Source organism: Haloechinothrix halophila YIM 93223 (assembly GCF_000504245.1).
In the GTDB taxonomy this organism is placed as follows: Bacteria; Actinomycetota; Actinomycetes; order Mycobacteriales; family Pseudonocardiaceae; genus Haloechinothrix_A; species Haloechinothrix_A halophila.
Map to the genome: position 1 here is coordinate 2,745,349 of NZ_KI632509.1, position 18,676 is coordinate 2,764,024.

General features: G+C 65.3%; 14 protein-coding genes. 7 read left to right on the forward strand and 7 right to left on the reverse strand.

Translation table 11 applies throughout. From position 1 onward, the window contains the following. Positions 1-9 precede the first annotated feature (9 nt). From AMYHA_RS12560 to deoC, 7 genes are all read right to left on the reverse strand, one after another. The gene (locus AMYHA_RS12560; protein ID WP_051399821.1) at positions 10-1,221 is read right to left on the reverse strand and encodes an ABC transporter permease; all 1,212 of its coding nucleotides are present in this window, start codon (positions 1,219-1,221) and stop codon (positions 10-12) included. After that, entirely contained in the window at positions 1,218-2,798 is a 1,581-nt protein-coding gene (locus AMYHA_RS12565) for an ABC transporter ATP-binding protein (RefSeq protein WP_034271206.1), read from the reverse strand. Before AMYHA_RS12565 ends, AMYHA_RS12560 begins: the two co-directional genes overlap by 4 nt. Positions 2,799-2,868: 70 nt before the next feature. After that, entirely contained in the window at positions 2,869-3,834 is a 966-nt protein-coding gene (locus AMYHA_RS12570; protein ID WP_196776881.1) for a BMP family lipoprotein, read from the reverse strand. Between the two features lie 346 nt (positions 3,835-4,180). After that, entirely contained in the window at positions 4,181-5,719 is a 1,539-nt protein-coding gene (locus AMYHA_RS12575; RefSeq protein ID WP_196776882.1) for a PhoX family protein, read from the reverse strand. Then, on the reverse strand, positions 5,698-6,567 hold the full coding sequence (locus AMYHA_RS12580; RefSeq protein WP_034271215.1) for an aldehyde dehydrogenase family protein: 870 nt from the start codon (positions 6,565-6,567) through the stop codon (positions 5,698-5,700). Before AMYHA_RS12580 ends, AMYHA_RS12575 begins: the two co-directional genes overlap by 22 nt. Then, positions 6,564-8,015 carry an aldehyde dehydrogenase family protein gene (locus tag AMYHA_RS12585; RefSeq protein WP_034271218.1) on the reverse strand — a complete coding sequence of 484 codons (1,452 nt, stop codon included), beginning with the start codon at positions 8,013-8,015 and terminating at the stop codon, positions 6,564-6,566. The genes AMYHA_RS12580 and AMYHA_RS12585 overlap by 4 nt, the downstream gene beginning before the upstream one ends. Before the next feature lie 2 nt (positions 8,016-8,017). Beyond that, positions 8,018-8,977, reverse strand: a complete 960-nt coding sequence (deoC, locus tag AMYHA_RS12590; protein WP_034271221.1) for a deoxyribose-phosphate aldolase — start codon at positions 8,975-8,977, stop codon at positions 8,018-8,020. A 100-nt stretch (positions 8,978-9,077) separates the two neighbouring features. Here deoC and AMYHA_RS12595 point away from each other — a divergent pair, with 100 nt between their 5' ends. From AMYHA_RS12595 to AMYHA_RS12625, 7 genes are all read left to right on the forward strand, one after another. Beyond that, positions 9,078-10,052 carry a sugar-binding transcriptional regulator gene (locus AMYHA_RS12595; protein ID WP_034271224.1) on the forward strand — a complete coding sequence of 325 codons (975 nt, stop codon included), beginning with the start codon at positions 9,078-9,080 and terminating at the stop codon, positions 10,050-10,052. Between the two features lie 148 nt (positions 10,053-10,200). Beyond that, positions 10,201-10,989 (forward strand): purine-nucleoside phosphorylase, encoded by a 789-nt coding sequence (locus AMYHA_RS12600; protein ID WP_034271227.1) that lies wholly within the window; start codon positions 10,201-10,203, stop codon positions 10,987-10,989. Next, entirely contained in the window at positions 10,986-12,629 is a 1,644-nt protein-coding gene (locus AMYHA_RS12605) for a phospho-sugar mutase (RefSeq protein WP_034271230.1), read from the forward strand. Before AMYHA_RS12600 ends, AMYHA_RS12605 begins: the two co-directional genes overlap by 4 nt. A 546-nt stretch (positions 12,630-13,175) precedes the next feature. After that, entirely contained in the window at positions 13,176-14,687 is a 1,512-nt protein-coding gene (locus AMYHA_RS25705; RefSeq protein WP_169732927.1) for a lamin tail domain-containing protein, read from the forward strand. 66 nt (positions 14,688-14,753) lie between these two features. Next, positions 14,754-15,299 carry an SH3 domain-containing protein gene (locus AMYHA_RS12615; RefSeq protein ID WP_034271232.1) on the forward strand — a complete coding sequence of 182 codons (546 nt, stop codon included), beginning with the start codon at positions 14,754-14,756 and terminating at the stop codon, positions 15,297-15,299. Between the two features lie 350 nt (positions 15,300-15,649). Beyond that, positions 15,650-17,527, forward strand: coding sequence for an endonuclease/exonuclease/phosphatase family protein (locus AMYHA_RS12620; protein WP_169732928.1), 1,878 nt, complete (start codon positions 15,650-15,652; stop codon positions 17,525-17,527). An 81-nt stretch (positions 17,528-17,608) separates the two neighbouring features. Continuing rightward, positions 17,609-18,340, forward strand: coding sequence for a thermonuclease family protein (locus AMYHA_RS12625; RefSeq protein ID WP_051399824.1), 732 nt, complete (start codon positions 17,609-17,611; stop codon positions 18,338-18,340). The last annotated feature ends 336 nt before the right edge of the window (positions 18,341-18,676 follow it).

Sequence of the window (18,676 nt, forward strand, 5' to 3'; positions counted from 1 at the left end):
CAGCGGGTGTCATGCCGTTTTCCCTCCGACCTCGGCCGCCATCGGCGACGCTGCCCGCACCTTGATCCGGAACACCGCCCGCACCAGTGGCGGCGCCGCGATGAACAGCACGATCAACGACTGCACCACCAGCACGATGTCGATCGGGGTGCCGGTCTGCGCCTGCATCGTCACCGCGCCGGCCCGCAGCGCGCCGAACAGCAGACTCGCCGCGACGGTGCCGATCGGGCTCGACCGGCCAAGCAGCGCGACGGTGATCGCGTCGAAGCCCAGCTCACCGGCGATGCTGGTGGACAGATAGCTCTCCGTGCCGAGCACCTGCGACGCACCCGCGATGCCGGCGAGACCGCCGCCGATGAACATCACCGCCGTGTACGACCGCCCGACCGAGATGCCAGCCGTCGTCGCGGCGTGGGGGTTGTGGCCGACCGCCTTGAACCGGAAGCCCATGGTGCTCCGGGACAGCAGCCACCAGCTGTAGACGGCAGCCAACAGCACCACGAACAGGCCGAGGTGCAGCCGGGAGCCGTCGAAGAACCTCGGCAGCGCCGCAGAGTCAGCCACGAACGGACTGATCGGGGCGGCCTGACCCTCGCGCCGGAACAACTGCGTGGTCAGCAAGTACGCCAACAGTAGCGCCGCGATGTGGTTGAGCATGATCGTCACGATCACCTCGTGCGCGCCGGTCTTAGCCTTGATGAACCCGGCGATGCCGCCCCAGATCGCGCCGCCGATGAACCCGGCGAGCACCGCGAATCCGATGTGAACCACGGCGGGCAGGTCCATCCCGAAGCCGACGAGGCCGGCCAGCGTCGCGCCGATGAGGATCTGGCCCTGTGCGCCGATGTTCAGCAGCCCGGCGCGGAAGGCCAGCGCCACCGCGAGCCCGGCCCCGATCAGCGGCGTCGCGTAGGTCAGCGTGTCCGCGAGCGGAATCAGCGCGTCGCCAACCGACGCGGCGTCGAAGTCGATGATGGCCCCGGCGAACATCGCCGAGTAGGCGCTGCTCGCGGACTCCCAGATGGCCAGCAGCGTGTCGGTCGGCCGGGAGAAGAAGTACGCCGCCGTGCCCTGCACGTCGGGATCGGAGACCACGATCAGCACCGCGCCGATCAGCATGGCGAGCAGGATCGACAGCAGCGTCAGCGCCGTGCCGCCGGTGGTCAGCTCCCGGAAGAACCGCTGGCCGACGGTCAGTTCGTTGCTGGCGTTCTCACTCATTCGTCACCGTCCTCGCCCGCCGCGAGCCCCTCGATCAGCGTGTGATGCTGCCGCGCGCGTTCGGCCGCCTCATCGGCCGGCACCCCGGCCATCATCAGGCCGAGCACGTCGCGGTCGGTGTCGCCAGGCACGACGCCGACGACGGTGCCGCGATACATCACCAGCACGCGGTCCGCGATCGCGCTGACCTCGTCCAGCTCGGTCGACACGATCAGCACCGCCGTCCCCTTGTCCCGTTCCGCGACGATGCGGCTGTGGACGAACTCGATCGAGCCGACGTCGAGGCCACGCGTCGGCTGTGCGGCGATCAGCACCCGCAACGGCCGCGACAGCTCCCGCGCGATGACGACCTTCTGCTGGTTGCCGCCGGACAGCGTCCTGGCGAGCGTGGCGCCGCTGCCCGTCCTGATATCGAACTCCGCGATGCTGTCCTCCGCGATGCGGCGGATGACAGCGGGCTTGAGCATCGGGCCGGAGGCGAACGGTGCCTGGTCATGCCGGTCGAGGACCAGGTTCTCGGCCACCGAGAAGTCCCCGACGAGGCCGTCGACCTTGCGGTCCTCCGGCACGAAGCCGACCCCGGCGCGCAGCACCGACCGCACCGACTTGCCGAGCAGTTCGACGTCGCCAAGCAGCACGGACCCGGTCGCCCGCCGCTGCAGGCCCATGATCGCCTCGGTCAGCTCGGTCTGGCCGTTGCCCTGCACCCCGGCGACCGCCAGGATCTCGCCTGCCCGCACGTCGAACGAGACGTCGTCCACCACGATGTAGTCCCGCTCGTCCACCACGGTCAAGCCACGGACGTCGACGACGACGTCCCCGACATCGGGCGGTTCCTTGTCCACGGCGAGCGTCACCGCGCGGCCGACCATCAGCGAAGCCAGCTCGCTCTCGCTGGCCGAGACGTCCGGCTCACCGACGACCTTCCCGAGCCGAATCACGGTGATCCGATCCGCGATCGCGCGGACCTCCCGCAGCTTGTGGGTGATGAACACGATCGAGGTGCCGTTGGCCTTGAGCTGGCGCATGATCTCGATCAGCTCATCGGTCTCCTGCGGAGTGAGCACCGCGGTCGGCTCATCCAGGATGAGCACGTGCGCGTCGCGGACGAGGGCCTTGATGATCTCCACCCGCTGCTGCACGCCGACCGGAAGGTTCTCCACAACCGCGTCCGGGTCGACATGGAAGCCGTAGCGGGCGGAGATCTCACGGACCTGCTCACGCGCGGCGTCGATGTCGAGGAAGTCAGGCCCGTAGGTCTGCTCCGCGCCGAGCATCACGTTTTCCGCGACGGTGAACACCGGCACCAGCATGAAGTGCTGGTGCACCATGCCGATGCCAGCCGCCATCGCGTCGGCGGGGTTGTGGCAGACGATCGGCTCGCCGTCGACGAGAATCTCGCCCTCGTCCGGCTGCAGCAAGCCGTAGATCACGTTCATCAACGTGCTCTTGCCAGCACCATTCTCACCGAGCAGACAGTGGATCTCACCCTGTTCGACGGTCAGGTCGATGCGGTCGTTGGCGACGAGCGAGCCGAACCGCTTGGTGATCCCCCTCAGTTGCAGCTTCGCCAGCATTCTCTCTAATCGAGTGCCTGTGACCCGAGTGGCTGTGACGGGCCCTGGACGTGTGATCATCGACGAATCGCTAGAAGGCGGCATCGGACTCGACCTTCAGCTCACCAGAGATGATCTGCTGCCGCAGCTCATCCACTTCCTTCTTGAGCTCATCGTCAAGCTTGTCCTCGAAGGCGTGATACGGCGCGATCGAGACGCCCTCGTTCTCCAGCGTGCCGATGAAGGACTCGTTGCTGAAGTTGCCCTCCGCGGTCGCCGTCACGGCCTTCTCCACCGCGACGTCCATGCCCTTGACCACGCTGGTCAGCAGGATGTCGCGGTACTCGGTGAGCGTCTTATAGCCGTCAGTGTCGACCCAGATGAGGGCGACGTCGCCCGCGTCCTTGGCCGCGACGGCGGCGGACTCACCGATCGGACCAGCCACCGGCATGACCACATCGGCGCCGCGCGAGATCAGGTTCTCGGAGAGCTGCTTGGCCACCGTCGAGTTGCTGAAGTCACCGACGAACTGGCCGTCTTGGGACTTCTTGTCCCAGCCGAGCACCTGCACGTCGGCGTCCTTGACCTCGTTGTAGTGCTGCACACCGTCGTAGAAGCCGTCCATGAAGATCGTCACCGTCGGGATCTTCATGCCGCCCCAGGTCGCGACCTTGCCCGTCTCCGAGTGACCGGCGGCGAGGTACCCCGCGAGGAAGGCCGCCTCCTGGGTGTTGAACACCAGGGACTTGACGTTGTCGATGGGCGTCGGCTCGAACGTCTCCTGGTCGACGTAGAGGTGGTCGACGATGGCGTACTTCTGGTCGGGGTTGGCCTCAGCGGATGCCTTGGTCGCGTCCGCGAGGTTGAAGCCGACCGTGACGATCATTCCGCAGTCGTCGCGGACCATGTTCTTGAGGTTGGGTTCGTAGTCGCTTGCCGACTTCGGCTCGACGTACTTCGGCTCGGCGATGACACCCGAATCATAGGCGTTGAGCAGGCCGTTCCACGACGTCTCGTTGAACGACTTGTCGTCGACACCGCCCTCGTCAGTGACCATACAAGCAAGGAAATCGCTCTCCGACTGCTCGCCGCCTGGCTCACTCGCCGGTGGCGGCTCGCCGCACGCCGCCGCCGCGAGTGCGACCGCCGAGATAATCGCGGCGAGGCGCATTACGCGCGTTGCACGCCCGACGCCTGACCCACCACGCCACCGAAGCGAGTTAATCACGGTATTGTGATTGTAATTCCGCATGGAATTCTCCTTTCCTGCGCGCCGCATCCTCCAAGGGGTGCGGTTCTGCCACCCGCGCTCTCGGGTCATCGCGCAGGTCCGTTTGACATTGCCTACTTTGTGAAATTGGATTCTTCAGCCCGGGGATCGCGCGTCGACGCTGGCGACTTTCTTAGAAACCGCCAGCCTCCCATGGACCCCAGATCGCAAAGGTCAGACCGTTACGCGCCTGTATATTGACGAATAGCGTCTGCTTGTCCGGGCTAAACGTGACGCCCGCGAACTCGTCGTCAATACGGCCTGCTATGTTGTTCTTCGCGAAGTCGAAAATTGCCCCGCCGGGGGTCAGGCCCCGCAGATAGTTCCCGTCATCGCCGTCCTCGCACAGAACCAACGTGTTTCGACGGCTCGTGGTGATGTTGTCCGGTAGGTCCAGGACATGCCGCGAGGGTGACTCGTAAATCAACCGCAGGGTGGACGTCGGCGCGTGGTACGCCCAGATCTGACCACGGCCACGGCCGAAGCCCGCTGGGGGCGGTTCACCCGGCGGCTGGTTGCCGCCCTGCGTCGAGCAGAAATAGATCGTGTCACGGTCCTCGATCGCTCCCTCGAGCCGCGCGAACAGCGCCGCACCCGCTGCACGTCCCTGGTCACCGACCGCGACGATCGCCTCATCGTTGCTCGAGGTACCGGTGAACGTCGGATCCGGGTCGTCGATGGCGACCCATTCGCACTCGAACACCGAACCGATCTCGGGTGCCGGGCCATCAACACCGCCGAGATCCGCGTTCGGCCATCCGGTGATCGCCAGCATCTCCAACTGCCCACCGTCGGCCAGGTGGGCGGCGTGCATGGGGTTGACCGGCGGAGTGTAGCGGTAGAACCCGGACGGAAAATTGAAGTTGTCCTCGGTCAGGTACACCGCGCCGTCATGGTGACAGAACGCGGCGGCCTCGTGGGCGAACCGGCCTGCCGCACGGACAGGCTCCGCGGTGGACCGGCCGGTGGAGGGGACATCGAAGAGGTAGCCGTGTTTCTCCCGCAGCAAGCTGTTGTCGCCGCCGGTGAAGTCAGGACCCACGTCAGGACCGTTGACGGTCTCCTCACACGTTATCCAGCTTCCCCAGGGCATGGCTCCGCCCGCGCAGTTCATCTGCGTACCGTTGAGACTGACGAAACCGTCTTCGACATTGCCGAAGCCGTCCACGAGAACGGTCGTCGTACCACCTCCGGCCATCGGATCGTATGCGACGCCGGAGTCGCCAAATGCGCCCACCGGGCCGTTGATCTCGTGGTTACGCACCAAAGCGGTGAGACCCTTCGGTCCACGGAAGGCCGCCATCCCGTCGTGGCGTCCGGGAATCGTCACGGTCTCATTAAGACGTTCACCAGTAGGATGAAACGATCGGTAGTGAAAATCCCGTGGCAGCGCTAGCCGCTCCGCCCCATCCCGCTTGTCGGGAGTAGGCACGAGTGGTCCGTATCCGAGCGAACGCTTTCCCATCCGCCCCCGCGATACCTGGACCGCGTGAGCCACAAACCCTTGAAAGGTGCCACCGACCAGGGAACTGCCCGCGCCGACCGCAGCCGCACGCCTTAATAGATCACGGCGATTCATAGCCATGGAACACACCTTCTCCAGCCTTTCCCGGGCGCATTTTTCGGCATCGGCGACGCCGACCGGGCACCCTAGATACCTATCGGATGCCACACGGTCTTGGTCTCGAGGACGAACCGTATTCGATCCACATCGGACTCGCCCGTCCAATCCGGTTCACCATCGACTGGCGGGCGAAGCACCCGCTTGAGGTTCTCCGCCGCAGAACGCTCGAGGTCGGCCGCGAGCTGGATCGGGGCACCGGTGAGATCGACCGCATTGACGTCCATGTGAGCCGCCAGCCACGGCGCCACCTCCTCGGTATGCCCGGAGAGGACGTTGACCACCCCGGCAGGCACGTCGGAGGTCGCCAACACCTCGCTCAGTGTGACGGCGGGCAACGGACGGGACTCACTGGCGAGCACGACCGCAGTGCAACCGGTGACGATCACGGGAGCGAGAACGGAGACCAGGCCGAGCAACGCCGACTTCTGTGGGGCGACGATCGCGACCACGCCGGTTGGTTCGGGAACCGAGAAGTCGAAGTACGGGCCGGATACCGGGTTCGCCGCACCATCAATCTGGGCGATCTTGTCTGACCACCCGGCGTAGGAAATCCAGCGGTCGATGCTCGCGCCGACGACCTCCTGGGCGTGCTTGGAGGTGAGTCCCTCGGCGGCGATTACCTCGTCGACGAACTGCCTACGGCGCCCCTCGAGCAGCTCAGCGACACGGTAGAGGACCTGCCCCCGGTTGTAAGCCGTCGCACCTGACCAGCCTGGGAACGCCTTGCGGGCGGCCACGACCGCGTCCCGAGCATCTTTGCGAGAGGCCAATGCGGCGTTGGCCAGGAAACGTCGTTTTGAGTCGGTCACGATGAACGACCTCCCGGACTCCGACCGAGGGAATCTTCCTCCGATGAAGAGCTTGTGCGTTTTGGGTACGGTCAACCGTTCAGTCATTGCCCTGCCTCCTGACCGGTCCTCAGATACGCCGTCAGGCCGTGCCGGCCGCCTTCCCGGCCATACCCGGATTCCCGGTAGCCGCCGAACGGTGAGGCGGGATCGAGCCTGTTGAACGTGTTGGCCCACACGACGCCGGCACGTAGCCGCTGGGCCATCCAGAAGATGCGTGAGCCCTTCTCGGTCCACACACCGGCTGAGAGGCCGTAGGGTGTGTTGTTCGCCTTCTCGATCGCCTCGTCTGGTGTGCGGAACGTGAGCACCGACAGCACCGGCCCGAAGATCTCCTCCCGCGCGATCCGGTGTGCCTGCGACACGCCGGTGAACACCGTCGGCGGGAACCAGTAGCCACGCTCGGGCAGTGGGCAGGCCGGCGACCACCGCCGTGCGCCCTCGGCTTCACCGACCTCGGACATGAGCCGGATCTTCTCCAACTGCTGCGGTGAGTTGATGGCGCCGATGTCGGTGTTTTTGTCCAGCGGATCTCCCACCCGCAGCGTGCCCATCCGGCGCTTCAGCCCGGCAAGCACGTCCTCGTAGACCGACTCCTGCACCAGCAACCGACTTCCCGCGCAGCAGACGTGGCCCTGGTTGAAGAAGATGCCGTTGACGATCCCCTCGACGGCCTGGTCGATCGGGGCGTCGTCGAAGATGACATTCGCGGCCTTACCACCCAGCTCGAGCGTGACCTTTTTGTCCGTGCCTGCTACGGACTGCGCGATAGATCGACCGACTTCGGTGGAGCCGGTGAACGCGACCTTGTTCACGCCGGGGTGGGTGACGAGTGTCCGGCCGGTCTCCCCGGCCCCGGTGACGATGTTGACCACGCCAGGTGGCAGTTCCGCCTGCTGGCAGATCTCGGCGAAACGCAGCGCGGTCAGCGATGTCGTCTCCGCCGGCTTGAGTACGACGGTGTTGCCGCACGCCAACGCCGGTGCGACCTTCCACGCCAGCATGAGCAGGGGGAAGTTCCACGGGATGACCTGTCCGGCCACGCCCAGCGACCTCGGGTGCGTGCCCAAACCCGCGTGGGGCAGCTTGTCGGCCCATCCGGCGTAGTAGAAGAAGTGCGCAGCCACCAGTGGGATGTCCACGTCGCGGGACTCGCGGATCGGCTTACCGTTGTCCAGGCTCTCCAACACCGCCAACTCGCGGGCGCGTTCGGCGATGATGCGCGCGATCCGGAACAGGTACTTGCCGCGTTCCAGGCCGGGCAGCTTCGACCAGACCGCGTCGTAGGCCTGGCGAGCCGTCGCGACCGCGCGGTCCACGTCTTCTGCTCCGGCCTCGGCGACCTCGGCCAGTACCTGCTCGGACGACGGGCTCACGCTCTTGAATCGCCGACCGTCGACGGGGTCGACGAACTCGCCCCCGACGAACAGGCCGTACGAGGCATCGAGGTCGACGAAGTCCGTTGGTTGCGGGGCCGGTGCGTAGTCAAATCTCATCGTCAGTCCACCGTGAAGTAGTCGGGACCTGCGTAGCGGCCGGTGTGCATTCTCTGACGCTGCATGAGCAGGTCATTGAGCAGGGAGGAGGCGCCGAACCGGAACCACGCGGGGTCGAGCCAATCCGGTCCTGCTGTCTCGTTGACCAGCACGAGGTAGCGGATCGCGTCCTTGGCGGTGCGGATGCCCCCGGCTGGCTTCACGCCGACCTGACGTCCGGTAGCGTCGCGGAAGTCGCGTACCGCTTCCAGCATCACCAGCGTCACGGGCAGCGTCGCAGCCGGTGACACCTTGCCCGTGCTCGTCTTGATGAAGTCCGCGCCTGCGAGCATGGCCAGCCAGGACGCCCGTCGCACGTTGTCGTAGGTCGCGAGCTCACCCGTCTCTAAGATCACCTTCAGATGTAGCTGACCGCACGCTTGTTTGACCGCGCGAATCTCGTCGAAAATCTGTCGGTAGCGGCCGACGAAGAAGGCCGCGCGGTCGATTACCATGTCCACCTCGTCCGCGCCGGCGTCGATCGCATCCATGGTGTCGTGCACCTTCACCGCCAAACTGGTCCGGCCGCTCGGAAACCCCGTCGCGACACTGGCCACCTTGACGCCGGACCCCTCGAGGCAGCGTCGTGCCTCGGAGACCAGGTCGGGATAGACACAGACGGCGGCCACGGGTGGCACATCCGGGTCCGACGGCTCGGGTTGGCGAGCCTTGGCACACAGGGTCGCCACCTTGCCGGTCGTGTCCCTGCCTTCCAAAGTGGTGAGGTCGATCATGCGGATGGGCAGCTCGAGCGCGAACTGTTTCGCGTCGGCCTTGATCGACCGCGTCGCCAGCATCGCCGCCCGCGCCTCGGCTGCAACCTCGTCCACTCCTGGCAGGCCGTGGAGAAACCGGCGCAGACTCGAATCCGAGGCGGTGACCTCGCCGAGGCCGGCTCGCGCCAAACATGGGGTGCTAGTCATGGCCGTCACGATAGGCACGCAACGGCCGTCATCGGCCGGTCATGCTCATGTGAGCAACCCTGGTTGCCAGGACCTCCGGTAGGGTTGACCATGTATCACTGTGACGGAGGACACTGTTGGTGAGGAAGCGCTGACCATACGAGCAGCAGAGCTCTACTACGGCAGCCACCTGACACACGGCCAGATCGCCCAGCGACTCGGCGTCAGCAGGTTCAAGGTCGGCCGGCTCCTCCGGCAGGCACGTGAGATCGGGTTGGTCCGGATCGAGATCACCCACCCGACAGCCCGGGTCATCGACGTCGAGAACCAGGTGCTTACCCGGTTTGGGTTACGTGCCGCCCACGTCGTGCACACTGATGACTCAGATCCGGCCGCGACCCGCTGGCGGGTCGGCCGGGCCGCGGCCGACTTCGTCAGTGCGCTTCGCCCGTCGCCCCGGCGGCTTGGTATTTCATGGGGAACCGCGATCGCCGCCTTCGCCAGGGCGCTTCCCACCGACTGGTGCCGCGGCGTCGACCTGGTTCAGATCAAAGGTGGAGCCAGCCGGAGCACGAGGCTCACCTGGTCACACGAGGCTCTGGTCCGCATAGCCCGATCCACCCACGGCACACTGCACGAGCTCTCCGTGCCCGCCATCGTCGACCAAGCGGAAGTCCGGACGTCGCTGGAGCGACTACGCCCCATAGCGGAAACTCTCGCCGCAGGTCGCCGCGCCGACGTCAAGATGGTGACCGTTGGCGCTCTCGGACGCGAGTGCTCACTCGCGCAAGTCGGCTACCTCGACGAAGCGGATATCGAGCGGCTGGAAACGGCTGGTGCCATCGGTGACATCAACAGCCGTTTCGTCACCATCGACGGCCAGATCGCCGACCCGGCACTCGACGCACGGACATTAGGTCTGTCTCTTGAGGACCTCAGTTCAGGCGGAAACACCGTCGCTGTCGTGACAGGGGTAGCGAAAGCCACAGCCATCACCGCCGCGCTACGCAGCGGCGCAGTCGACGTCCTCGTCACCGACGAAGCCACCGCCCAAGCCGTCCTCGACACACATTCGGCGACCATCGACACGCCCTAAGCACCACCCCCAAAGCACCGTGACGTGTGGCGCGTCGACCAACCACGCGAGAAACACCGTGCGGTCACCACGGCCGCGCAACCTGTCCCTACAACACGATCAGGAGGAAGGGAAACGGGCCAATCGGGCACCGCTCCCCTAACTACCAATGACCGAAACCCTTGCCGCCGACGCGGCCGAGCTCATCAACGAACGCACCGGAGTCGCCTCCCACGACATCTCGCTCGTCCTCGGGTCGGGCTGGCGTGCGGCGGCCGATGTGATGGGCGAACCGGCCACCGAAATCGAACTGGCCGACCTGCCCGGGTTCGCCAAACCGTGCGCCGTCGGCCACGGCGGGACCGTCCGATCGGTGTCGGTCGGCGACAAGCGCGCGCTGGTGCTGCTGGGGCGCAGCCACATCTACGAGGGCCTCGGCGTCGACGCCGTGGTGCACGGTGTACGCACCGCAGCCGCCGCGGGGGCACGCGCTGTGCTGCTCACCAATGCGGCCGGCGGGCTCCGAGAAGGCTTCACGGTCGGCCAGCCGGTACTGATCCGCGACCATCTGAACTTCACCGGGCTGTCGCCGCTGGTCGGCGCGAACTTTGTCGATCTCACCGACCTGTACTCACCACGATTGCGTGCCATCGCCCACAAGATCGACCCGACCCTCGCCGAGGGTGTCTATGCCGGGCTCACCGGACCGCACTTCGAGACGCCCGCCGAGATCGGGATGTATCGCACCCTCGGCGCCGACCTCGTCGGCATGTCCACCGTCCTCGAGGCGATCGCTGCCCGCGCGGCAGGTGTGGAGGTGTTCGGGCTGTCGTTGGTGACCAACCTGGCCGCGGGGCTGAGCGGGCTGCCACTCAGCCACGAGGAAGTCCTCGAGGCAGGACAAGCATCGGCGCAGCGGACGGGAATGCTGCTGCGTGCGCTGCTGGAGCGGGCGTGAAGCCAACCCTGCGGGAGGCCACCGTCGGCTGGATCGCCGACGACGTCGACGACAACGCGCGCGCCGAGCTGCGAACGATTCTCGTGGCGGCGATCGCCGGTGACCCCGCGGCCGCCGACGAACTCGCCGACCGGATGGCGGGACCGCTGGTCTTTGGCACAGCGGGGCTGCGCGGCCCGGTACGGGCCGGCCCGAACGGGATGAACCGCGCAGTCGTCGTCCGCACCACCGCAGGCGTCTCGAGCTGGCTCGCCGCGGGGGGCCACCGCGGTGGCGTGGTCGTCGTCGGCCGAGACGCCCGCCGCGGCTCCGCCGAGTTCGCCGCTGATGCTGCAAGCGTGCTCGACGCGGCGGGGTTCCAGGTGCGGGTCCTGGACAGGCCGCTGCCGACACCGGTGCTCGCGTTCGCCGTGCGCCACCTGAACGCGGTAGCCGGCATCCAGATCACCGCGTCACACAACCCGGCGACCGACAACGGCTACAAACTCTACGACGGTTCGGGAGCCCAGATCATCCCGCCCGCCGACGCCGAGATCGAGGCAGCCATCGCCCAGGCGCCCGCAGCGGCGTCCGTGCCGCGCTCACCAGGATGGACGACGATCTGCGACGAGATCCTCGAGCCGTACCTGCAACGGGTCACCGAACTGCCGCGCGGCACGGCGCGCGAGCTGAAAATCGTACTCACACCGCTGTGCGGGGTCGGCGGCGCTGTCGCGACAGAAGCGTTACGACGGGCCGGATTCACCGATATCCACGTAGTCACCGAACAATTCACACCGGACCCCAGCTTCGGTGGATTGACGTTTCCCAACCCCGAAGAGCACGGCGCCTGCGACCGGCTGCTCGAGCTCGCATCCGCGGCACAAGCCGATCTCGCGATCGCGTTCGATCCCGACGCTGATCGCTGCGCGCTCGGCATACCCAGCGGCGACGGTTACCGGATGCTGTGGGGTGACGAGACCGGCGCGTTGCTGGGCGAACACGTGTTGTCCAGTATGGATCGCGCTGAACCGCTGGTAGCCACAACGATCGTATCGTCATCGATGCTGGCCTCGATCGCGCGCGCACACACAGCCCACTACGCCGAGACGCTGACAGGGTTCAAGTGGCTGGTGCGCGCCAGCGACGGATCGACCGATCTGGTATTCGCCTACGAGGAAGCACTCGGCCTCTGCGTCGACCCTCAGACGGTGCGCGACAAGGACGGGATCACGGCCGCAGTGCTTGCTGCCGACCTTGCGGCCGCCCGCAAGGCGAACGGGTCGTCGCTGCAGGAGATGCTCGACGAGCTAGCCGCCGCACACGGCGTACACCTCACCGACCAGCTCTCGATCCGGGTGGGCGAACTCGACCACATCACCGAGCTCATGACACGCCTGCGCGCACATCCCCCCACCGAGCTCACCGGGACACCGGTCGACCTGGATGATCTGCTGCCTCACGCCGATGTACTTCGATTCACCGGCGACGGTATCCGAGCGATCGTACGGCCCTCCGGCACCGAACCAAAGCTCAAAGTTTACCTGCAAATCGTGCGCCCCGTCGACGCCGCGACATCCCTCGATCCGACCACGGCCACCGCCCAGACCGCACTCGACGCGCTCCGTGACGAGGTGCGATCCCTCCTGACCCGAAGGTAGCCGTCATAGATGTGATCGAGCAACGTCCCCCGGTCAGATCGACGGGCTTCGTGTCTCAGCATCGCCCCGACACAGGCAGCCACCGTCCCAGAACCCCAACTCGCCGGTTCAATTCAGACATATCGACATAATAATATATAAACCAGTCGGCCATCGTTGCTCAGTTGTGCACGAATCTTGTGAAGTAGATCACGACATTTACCTTTGCTTTTACACGGTGCTGTGCCTGTCAGAGACGACAGGGGCGCCGCAGCCGAAGATATGGAGCTTGTGATGGCACGTAGACTTGATCAGCGTCGGTGGTCTTATCTGTTCCGACGCGCACGGAAACGATCGACAGCCCTCCTCGTTGTCGGTGGGCTTATCGCCTCCTCGGTCGCTGTCCTCACCGTCGGCAGTTCTGCGGCGCACGCCGCCGCTCCGACCAATGCTCCGTCCTGTTCGACCAGCGGCACCTGGACCCAGGGCGAACTCAACGTTTATTGGTTCGACGTCGAGCAGGGTGACGGTCAACTCGTCGTAGGGCCCACCGGGAAGACACTCCTGGTGGATCTGGGCGAGACGGCCTGGAACTCCACGACGAGTTCGAAGGCCAAGGACGTCGCGCAGAAGATCAGAGGTATCTGCGGTATCTCGTCGGGTCCGGTGCACCTGGACTACGTGATGGCGTCGCACCATCACCTGGATCACATCGGCTATGCCGGCAATCCCAACGACACCGATGACATCGGCAACGGAATCTATGAACTGCTTACGCCCGCGACCGAGGGCGGGTTGGGCTTCACGGTCGGCACGCTATACGACCGTGACGGTGGCGTGTGGACCGACGCCAACGGTGACGCGGACTGTGACATCGGCACATCGTCAAATCCGGCGCCGGAGGTCGACTGGCACAATGCCGGCACGACATCCCAAACGGCACGGCGCTGGAACTGCTGGTTGTACGGGCCTGCCGGGCAAGCCGACCGGGCACACATTGAAGGCAAGGTCGATCAGCTCACGAACACCGAGACCTGGCCGACGCTCGATCTCGGCACCGGCGTGACCACCACGATCGTCCAGGTCAACGGCAAAGACGTCATGCAGGCCGACGGGACCACCCCGGTATCCGGCGACCACACGGCTGCTACCACCCCGCCGAGCGAGAACGACTACTCCATCGCGCTAGATATCCAGTACGGAGTCTTCTCCTACGTGACCGCCGGCGACAACGACGGCGAGTACGACACCAGTTCGTTCGGCTACACCTACAACGACATCGAGTCGCACATCGCCGAGCAGGTCGGTGCTACCACCGTGGCGCGCGCGAACCACCACGGCTCGACACACTCCTCGTCCTCGACATACCTCAACACCCTCAACCCGCAGGTCGGCGTGATCTCGTGCGGCAACAACAGCTACGGGCATCCCGCCAACAGGGTGCTCGACGCCTTCCGGAACGTCAGCGCGGATATTTACCTGACCAACAACCCCTGCGACGATACCGACCCAACCGGGGCACCGATCGACTACTCCGGAACGTTCAACAACAATGGGGACATTGTTCTCCAGACAAGCGGGACCGGCGACAGCTACGACGTCACATACGATAGCGGCACGAACTCGTATACAACCGGCAACGGTAGCGGCGGTGGTAGCGGCGGCGACCCGAGCCAGGTGAAGGTCAATGAGTTCCTCATGGCGCCGAGCACCAACCAAGAGTGGGTAGAGCTGTATAACCCGACCGCGGACGACGTGGATGTCAGCGGCCACTACATCGACGACCTTGCAGCCAGCGGCAGTAGCCCGCAGCAGATCCCGTCCGGCACGGTGATCCCTGCAGGCGGCTATTGGGTAATGGAGCTCGGCACGGCCTATCTCAACAACACCGGGACAGAAGACGTGCGGTTCTTGGAGATCGTGGGTGAGGTCGAGACGGTGTATGACTCCTATACCTATAGCCTCTCCTCTTCGGAGTACGATCAGGTCTTCCATCGCGTCGGTGACGGTGGCTCGTGGTGCGACACCATCTCCAGCAACGTCACCCAGGGAACTGCCAACCCCTCGACGTGCCCGTAACGAATGGCGACGACGATGATGACATGTGATGCGTCATCTCGCGGTCCGGGCGCCCACGCGATAACCGTGGGCGCCCGGGTCGGCCTCGCCGGGCTGCTCCTCATCCTTGTCGGGTGTGGGGCATCGTCAGGGGACACCCCTCGGCCTGATGACGCAGTCGAGATCCGCCGTCCGATCCTGCTGGTGAGCGGCCGCACCGACCACGGGGATCTGGCGCTACCGCGCGGTGTTCCACTCTTCAGCGAACCGGAGGGTGAGACAGTCGACTCCGTCGCTGACGGCACTCTCGTGCGCGTCCTCACAGCACGTGGACACTGGCACAAGGTTCGCACCGTTGCCGGGCCACCAGCCGAAGGGTGGATCAACGACTTCCGGCTCCGCGGTGTCGTCCACCTCTCCGGCGAGCCCCCAAACTGCCGCCCGTCGTTGGACGGCGCCACGCTCCGCGCGGGTGAGCAGGCCGAAATGCTCGACGCCTCACGAAAACGGATCCGAGTAAGACTCATCGCGGATCCGTCCCGCACGGGCTGGGTGCCGATCGAGCAGGTCCACGAGCTCCCCCCAGACAAAGACTGTGGCCACGACGGGGACGGCCACGACCACGGACACTGAACCGAGCCACGCTGACACACCAGGCGACACCACGGTACGACGAGCGGGACACGTTCACCTGGATGTGGACCATGTGACCGTCACTATTCATCAAACCCCGAAATCGTTGACCGATGTTCTTGTAGAACGCACTGATGGCCCGCCCGCGGGACGCATGGGTGCGCTTGACGGATGCCGCCCTCTTCTGCGCCTTTTTGGCGCCACGTCAGATAACTGGCATCTATTTGAAAAGCATCGGTGGCGCATTTGCAATTCATGAAAGGAGGCTCAATTCATTTTGATATAACGTGCGATACTTCCGCGTTATTCACGATCTGGTCATCCACGATCCCCACTGATTGGAGATCTCGATGAAGTCTATCTCTTTGCTCTCAAACCGGTCCAAGCCGAGGTTGCGGCGTGGTCTCGCAACCGTCACCCTTCTGTCCACCGTATCTGCCCCGCTAATCGTGTTGGCCCCGATCCCGGCCGCCGCAGCAGATGCCTGCGATTACACCGGGACCCGCATCCGCCAGGTCCAGGGCAGCGGACACATCTCACCGTTGGATGGCTCGAACGTCAGCGATGTTCGTGGCGTGGTCACGGCACTCGGTTCCAACGGTTTCTGGTATCAGGACCCTTGCCCGGACAGCGACCCCGCCACCTCCGAGGGCATGTTCGTCTACACCAGCCAGGCGCCGACAGTGCAGGTCGGTGACGAGATCGCAGTCGAGGGATCGGTCAGTGAGTTCCGGCCCGGCGGCTCGTCCACCGCAAACCTGACAATCACCGAGCTCACCTCGCCCTCCATCACCCAGCTGGGCACCAAGACTCCGCCGGCCGCCACAGTGATCGGCGACGGCGGCCGGGTGCCGCCTGGCACGGTGATCGACGACGACGCCACCGGCAGCGTGGAGACCTCCGGCACCTTTGACGCAGACACCGACGGCATCGACTTCTACGAGTCCATGGAAGGCATGCTCGTCCAAGTCAACAACCCCGTCGCGGTGGGGCCCACCAACAAGTACGGCGAGATCCCTATCGTCGGTGACGACGGAGCCAACGCCGCCGTGCGCACCACCCGCGGGGGGATCGTGCTGCGCCAGTCCGACCCCAACCCCGAACGGATCCTGCTCGACGACTTCGCGCTAGCTGGCTCCACCCCTCAGGTGAACACCGGCGACCACTTCGCCACAGCGGCAACCGGTGTGCTCGACTACAGCTTCGGCAACTTCAAACTCCAGCTCACCAGCGCGCTGTCCGGCGTAGACAGCGGGCTCACCCGGGAAACCACCGACCCGGCCCTGTCCGGGCAACTCGCCGTGGCCACCATGAACGTGAAGAACCTCGATGCCAAGGACCCACAGAGCAAGTTCGACGCCCTGGCCAACCAGATCGTCAACAACCTCGCCTCACCCGGCATTCTCGCCCTCCAGGAAATCCAGGACAACAACGGCCCTAACGGCGGACCCCCCGACGCCAGCGAAACCTGGGCCAAGCTGATCAACGCCATCAGCGCCGCCGGTGGCCCCAGCTACGACTACCGGCAAATCGACCCGCAAAACGGTGCCGACGGCGGCGAATCAAACGGCAACATCCGGGTCGGGTTCCTGTTCCGCACCGATCTGGTGTCCTTCGCACCCGGCACCCACGGCGACGCCACCACCGCCGTGCAGGTCTCCGACAGCGGCATCGACGGCGACCGGGTGGCACTCAGCCTCAACCCCGGCCGCATCGACCCCGGCAATTCGGCGTTCAACGACAGCCGCAAACCCCTGGTCGGCAAGTTCTACTTCGATGGCAAGCCGGTGTTCGTGATCGCCAACCACTTCAACTCAAAATACGGCGACGACCCGCTCTTCGGCCGCTACCAGCCACCCACCCGCACCAGCGAGACCCAACGCAACGCCCAGGCCCAGGTCGTGGCCGACTTCTACGATCAGATCGAAACGATCGACCCGAACGCCCGAGTGATCGTCGCCGGAGACCTCAACGACTTCGAGTTCTCCACCGCAGTGGGCAAGCTCACCGCAGCCGGCCTGACCGACCTACCCAGCACCCTGTCAGACGGTGAACGCTACAGCTACATCTTCGACGGCAATTCCCAGGTGCTTGACCACCTGCTGATCTCGCCGGCCCTGGACACCGCCGGCTACGCCTTCGACGTGGTGCACACCAACAGCGAATTGGCCCACAGCGCTCGGCCCACCGACCACGACCCGCAGGTCGCGCGGCTGAACGTCCCCTAACCCGCCCGCACCCCGATCGCCGGTACCCGTCCGGGTACCGCGTGTTTCCCTTTCCCCGAAAACCGATCAAGGAGGTTCCCTGTGCTCACCAGAACCAAGCGGATGGCGATGGCAGGCTGCGCGGCAGCACTGCTCACCGTCAGCCTGGCCCCTTCCGCGCTGGCCGAGACCAGCTACACCGACCGCAAGGTGGAATACGTCAACGACGGTGACACCCTGCAGTTCTACCCGCCCATCTCCGGCTCGAAATCGGTCCGGTTCCTCAACATCGACTCCCCGGAGATGGACGGCGACACCCAGGAGCCGTGGGCCACCGAGTCCCGGGACCATCTGCGCGGCCTGCTGCCGCAACACACGCCGATCACCATCACCACCGATGTCGAGGAGAAAGACATCTACGACCGCGTACTCGGTCACGTCACCCGAGACTCGGACAGGCTCAACACCAACCGCGAGCAGTTGCGGATGGGACACGCGGTGACCTACGTGATCTGGCCCAACCAGGCTCATTTCGAGGACTACCGCACCGCGCAGAAGGAAGCCCAGGACAACGGCCGAGGCATCTGGGATCCGGCCGACCCGCTGACCGAACTCCCCTTCGAGTACCGGTTGCGGGTCAACGAGCGGGTGCCGGACAAGCCGGTCGGTGACTGGTTCACCAAGAAATACGTCGACCCCGCCGACTATGACGAGGTCCACGTGAACAACCGCATCTTCTTCTGGAACGAGTCCGACGCCCAGGAAGCCGGCTTCAGCAAGTGCCCGCAGGACTCCAGCGGAAACTACGACAGTTCCTGCTTCTCCGCGGGATAACCGACGAGACAGGCCGAGGGCATCGCATGGAGACCCGCCGAAGTCGCCGACTTCGATGTTGACGACCCTTTCGCAGTCTGCTGCTGGGCACCAGGACGCTCGGCGGGTTCGGCACGGCGGCTGCGGGCTGCCAGGCACCCGGATGTCCATCAGCACGACGTCGGGGCTCCTGACCCACGGGTCGGTGGCACGGGGGAATCGCACCCCCGTGCCACCGACCGTGGCTCCTGACCGGACTTCCGAAGATCATGAGCACACGATCGCCGAAATTTGGGTCAGGTGTGTAAATGAATGAGTTCTTTCTTGATGGTGGCGTTGTGCTCGCCGAGAGCCATT

Excerpts from the sequence above, each read along its gene's own strand:
- AMYHA_RS12560 (WP_051399821.1), bottom strand. The coding sequence starts at position 1,221 with ATGAGTGAGAACGCCAGCAACGAACTGACCGTCGGCCAGCGGTTCTTC.
- AMYHA_RS12565 (WP_034271206.1), bottom strand. The coding sequence starts at position 2,798 with ATGCTGGCGAAGCTGCAACTGAGGGGGATCACCAAGCGGTTCGGCTCG.
- AMYHA_RS12570 (WP_196776881.1), bottom strand. The coding sequence starts at position 3,834 with ATGGTCACTGACGAGGGCGGTGTCGACGACAAGTCGTTCAACGAGACG.
- AMYHA_RS12580 (WP_034271215.1), bottom strand. The coding sequence starts at position 6,567 with ATGACTGAACGGTTGACCGTACCCAAAACGCACAAGCTCTTCATCGGA.
- AMYHA_RS12585 (WP_034271218.1), bottom strand. The coding sequence starts at position 8,015 with ATGAGATTTGACTACGCACCGGCCCCGCAACCAACGGACTTCGTCGAC.
- deoC (WP_034271221.1), bottom strand. The coding sequence starts at position 8,977 with ATGACTAGCACCCCATGTTTGGCGCGAGCCGGCCTCGGCGAGGTCACC.
- AMYHA_RS12600 (WP_034271227.1), top strand. The coding sequence starts at position 10,201 with ATGACCGAAACCCTTGCCGCCGACGCGGCCGAGCTCATCAACGAACGC.
- AMYHA_RS12620 (WP_169732928.1), top strand. The coding sequence starts at position 15,650 with ATGAAGTCTATCTCTTTGCTCTCAAACCGGTCCAAGCCGAGGTTGCGG.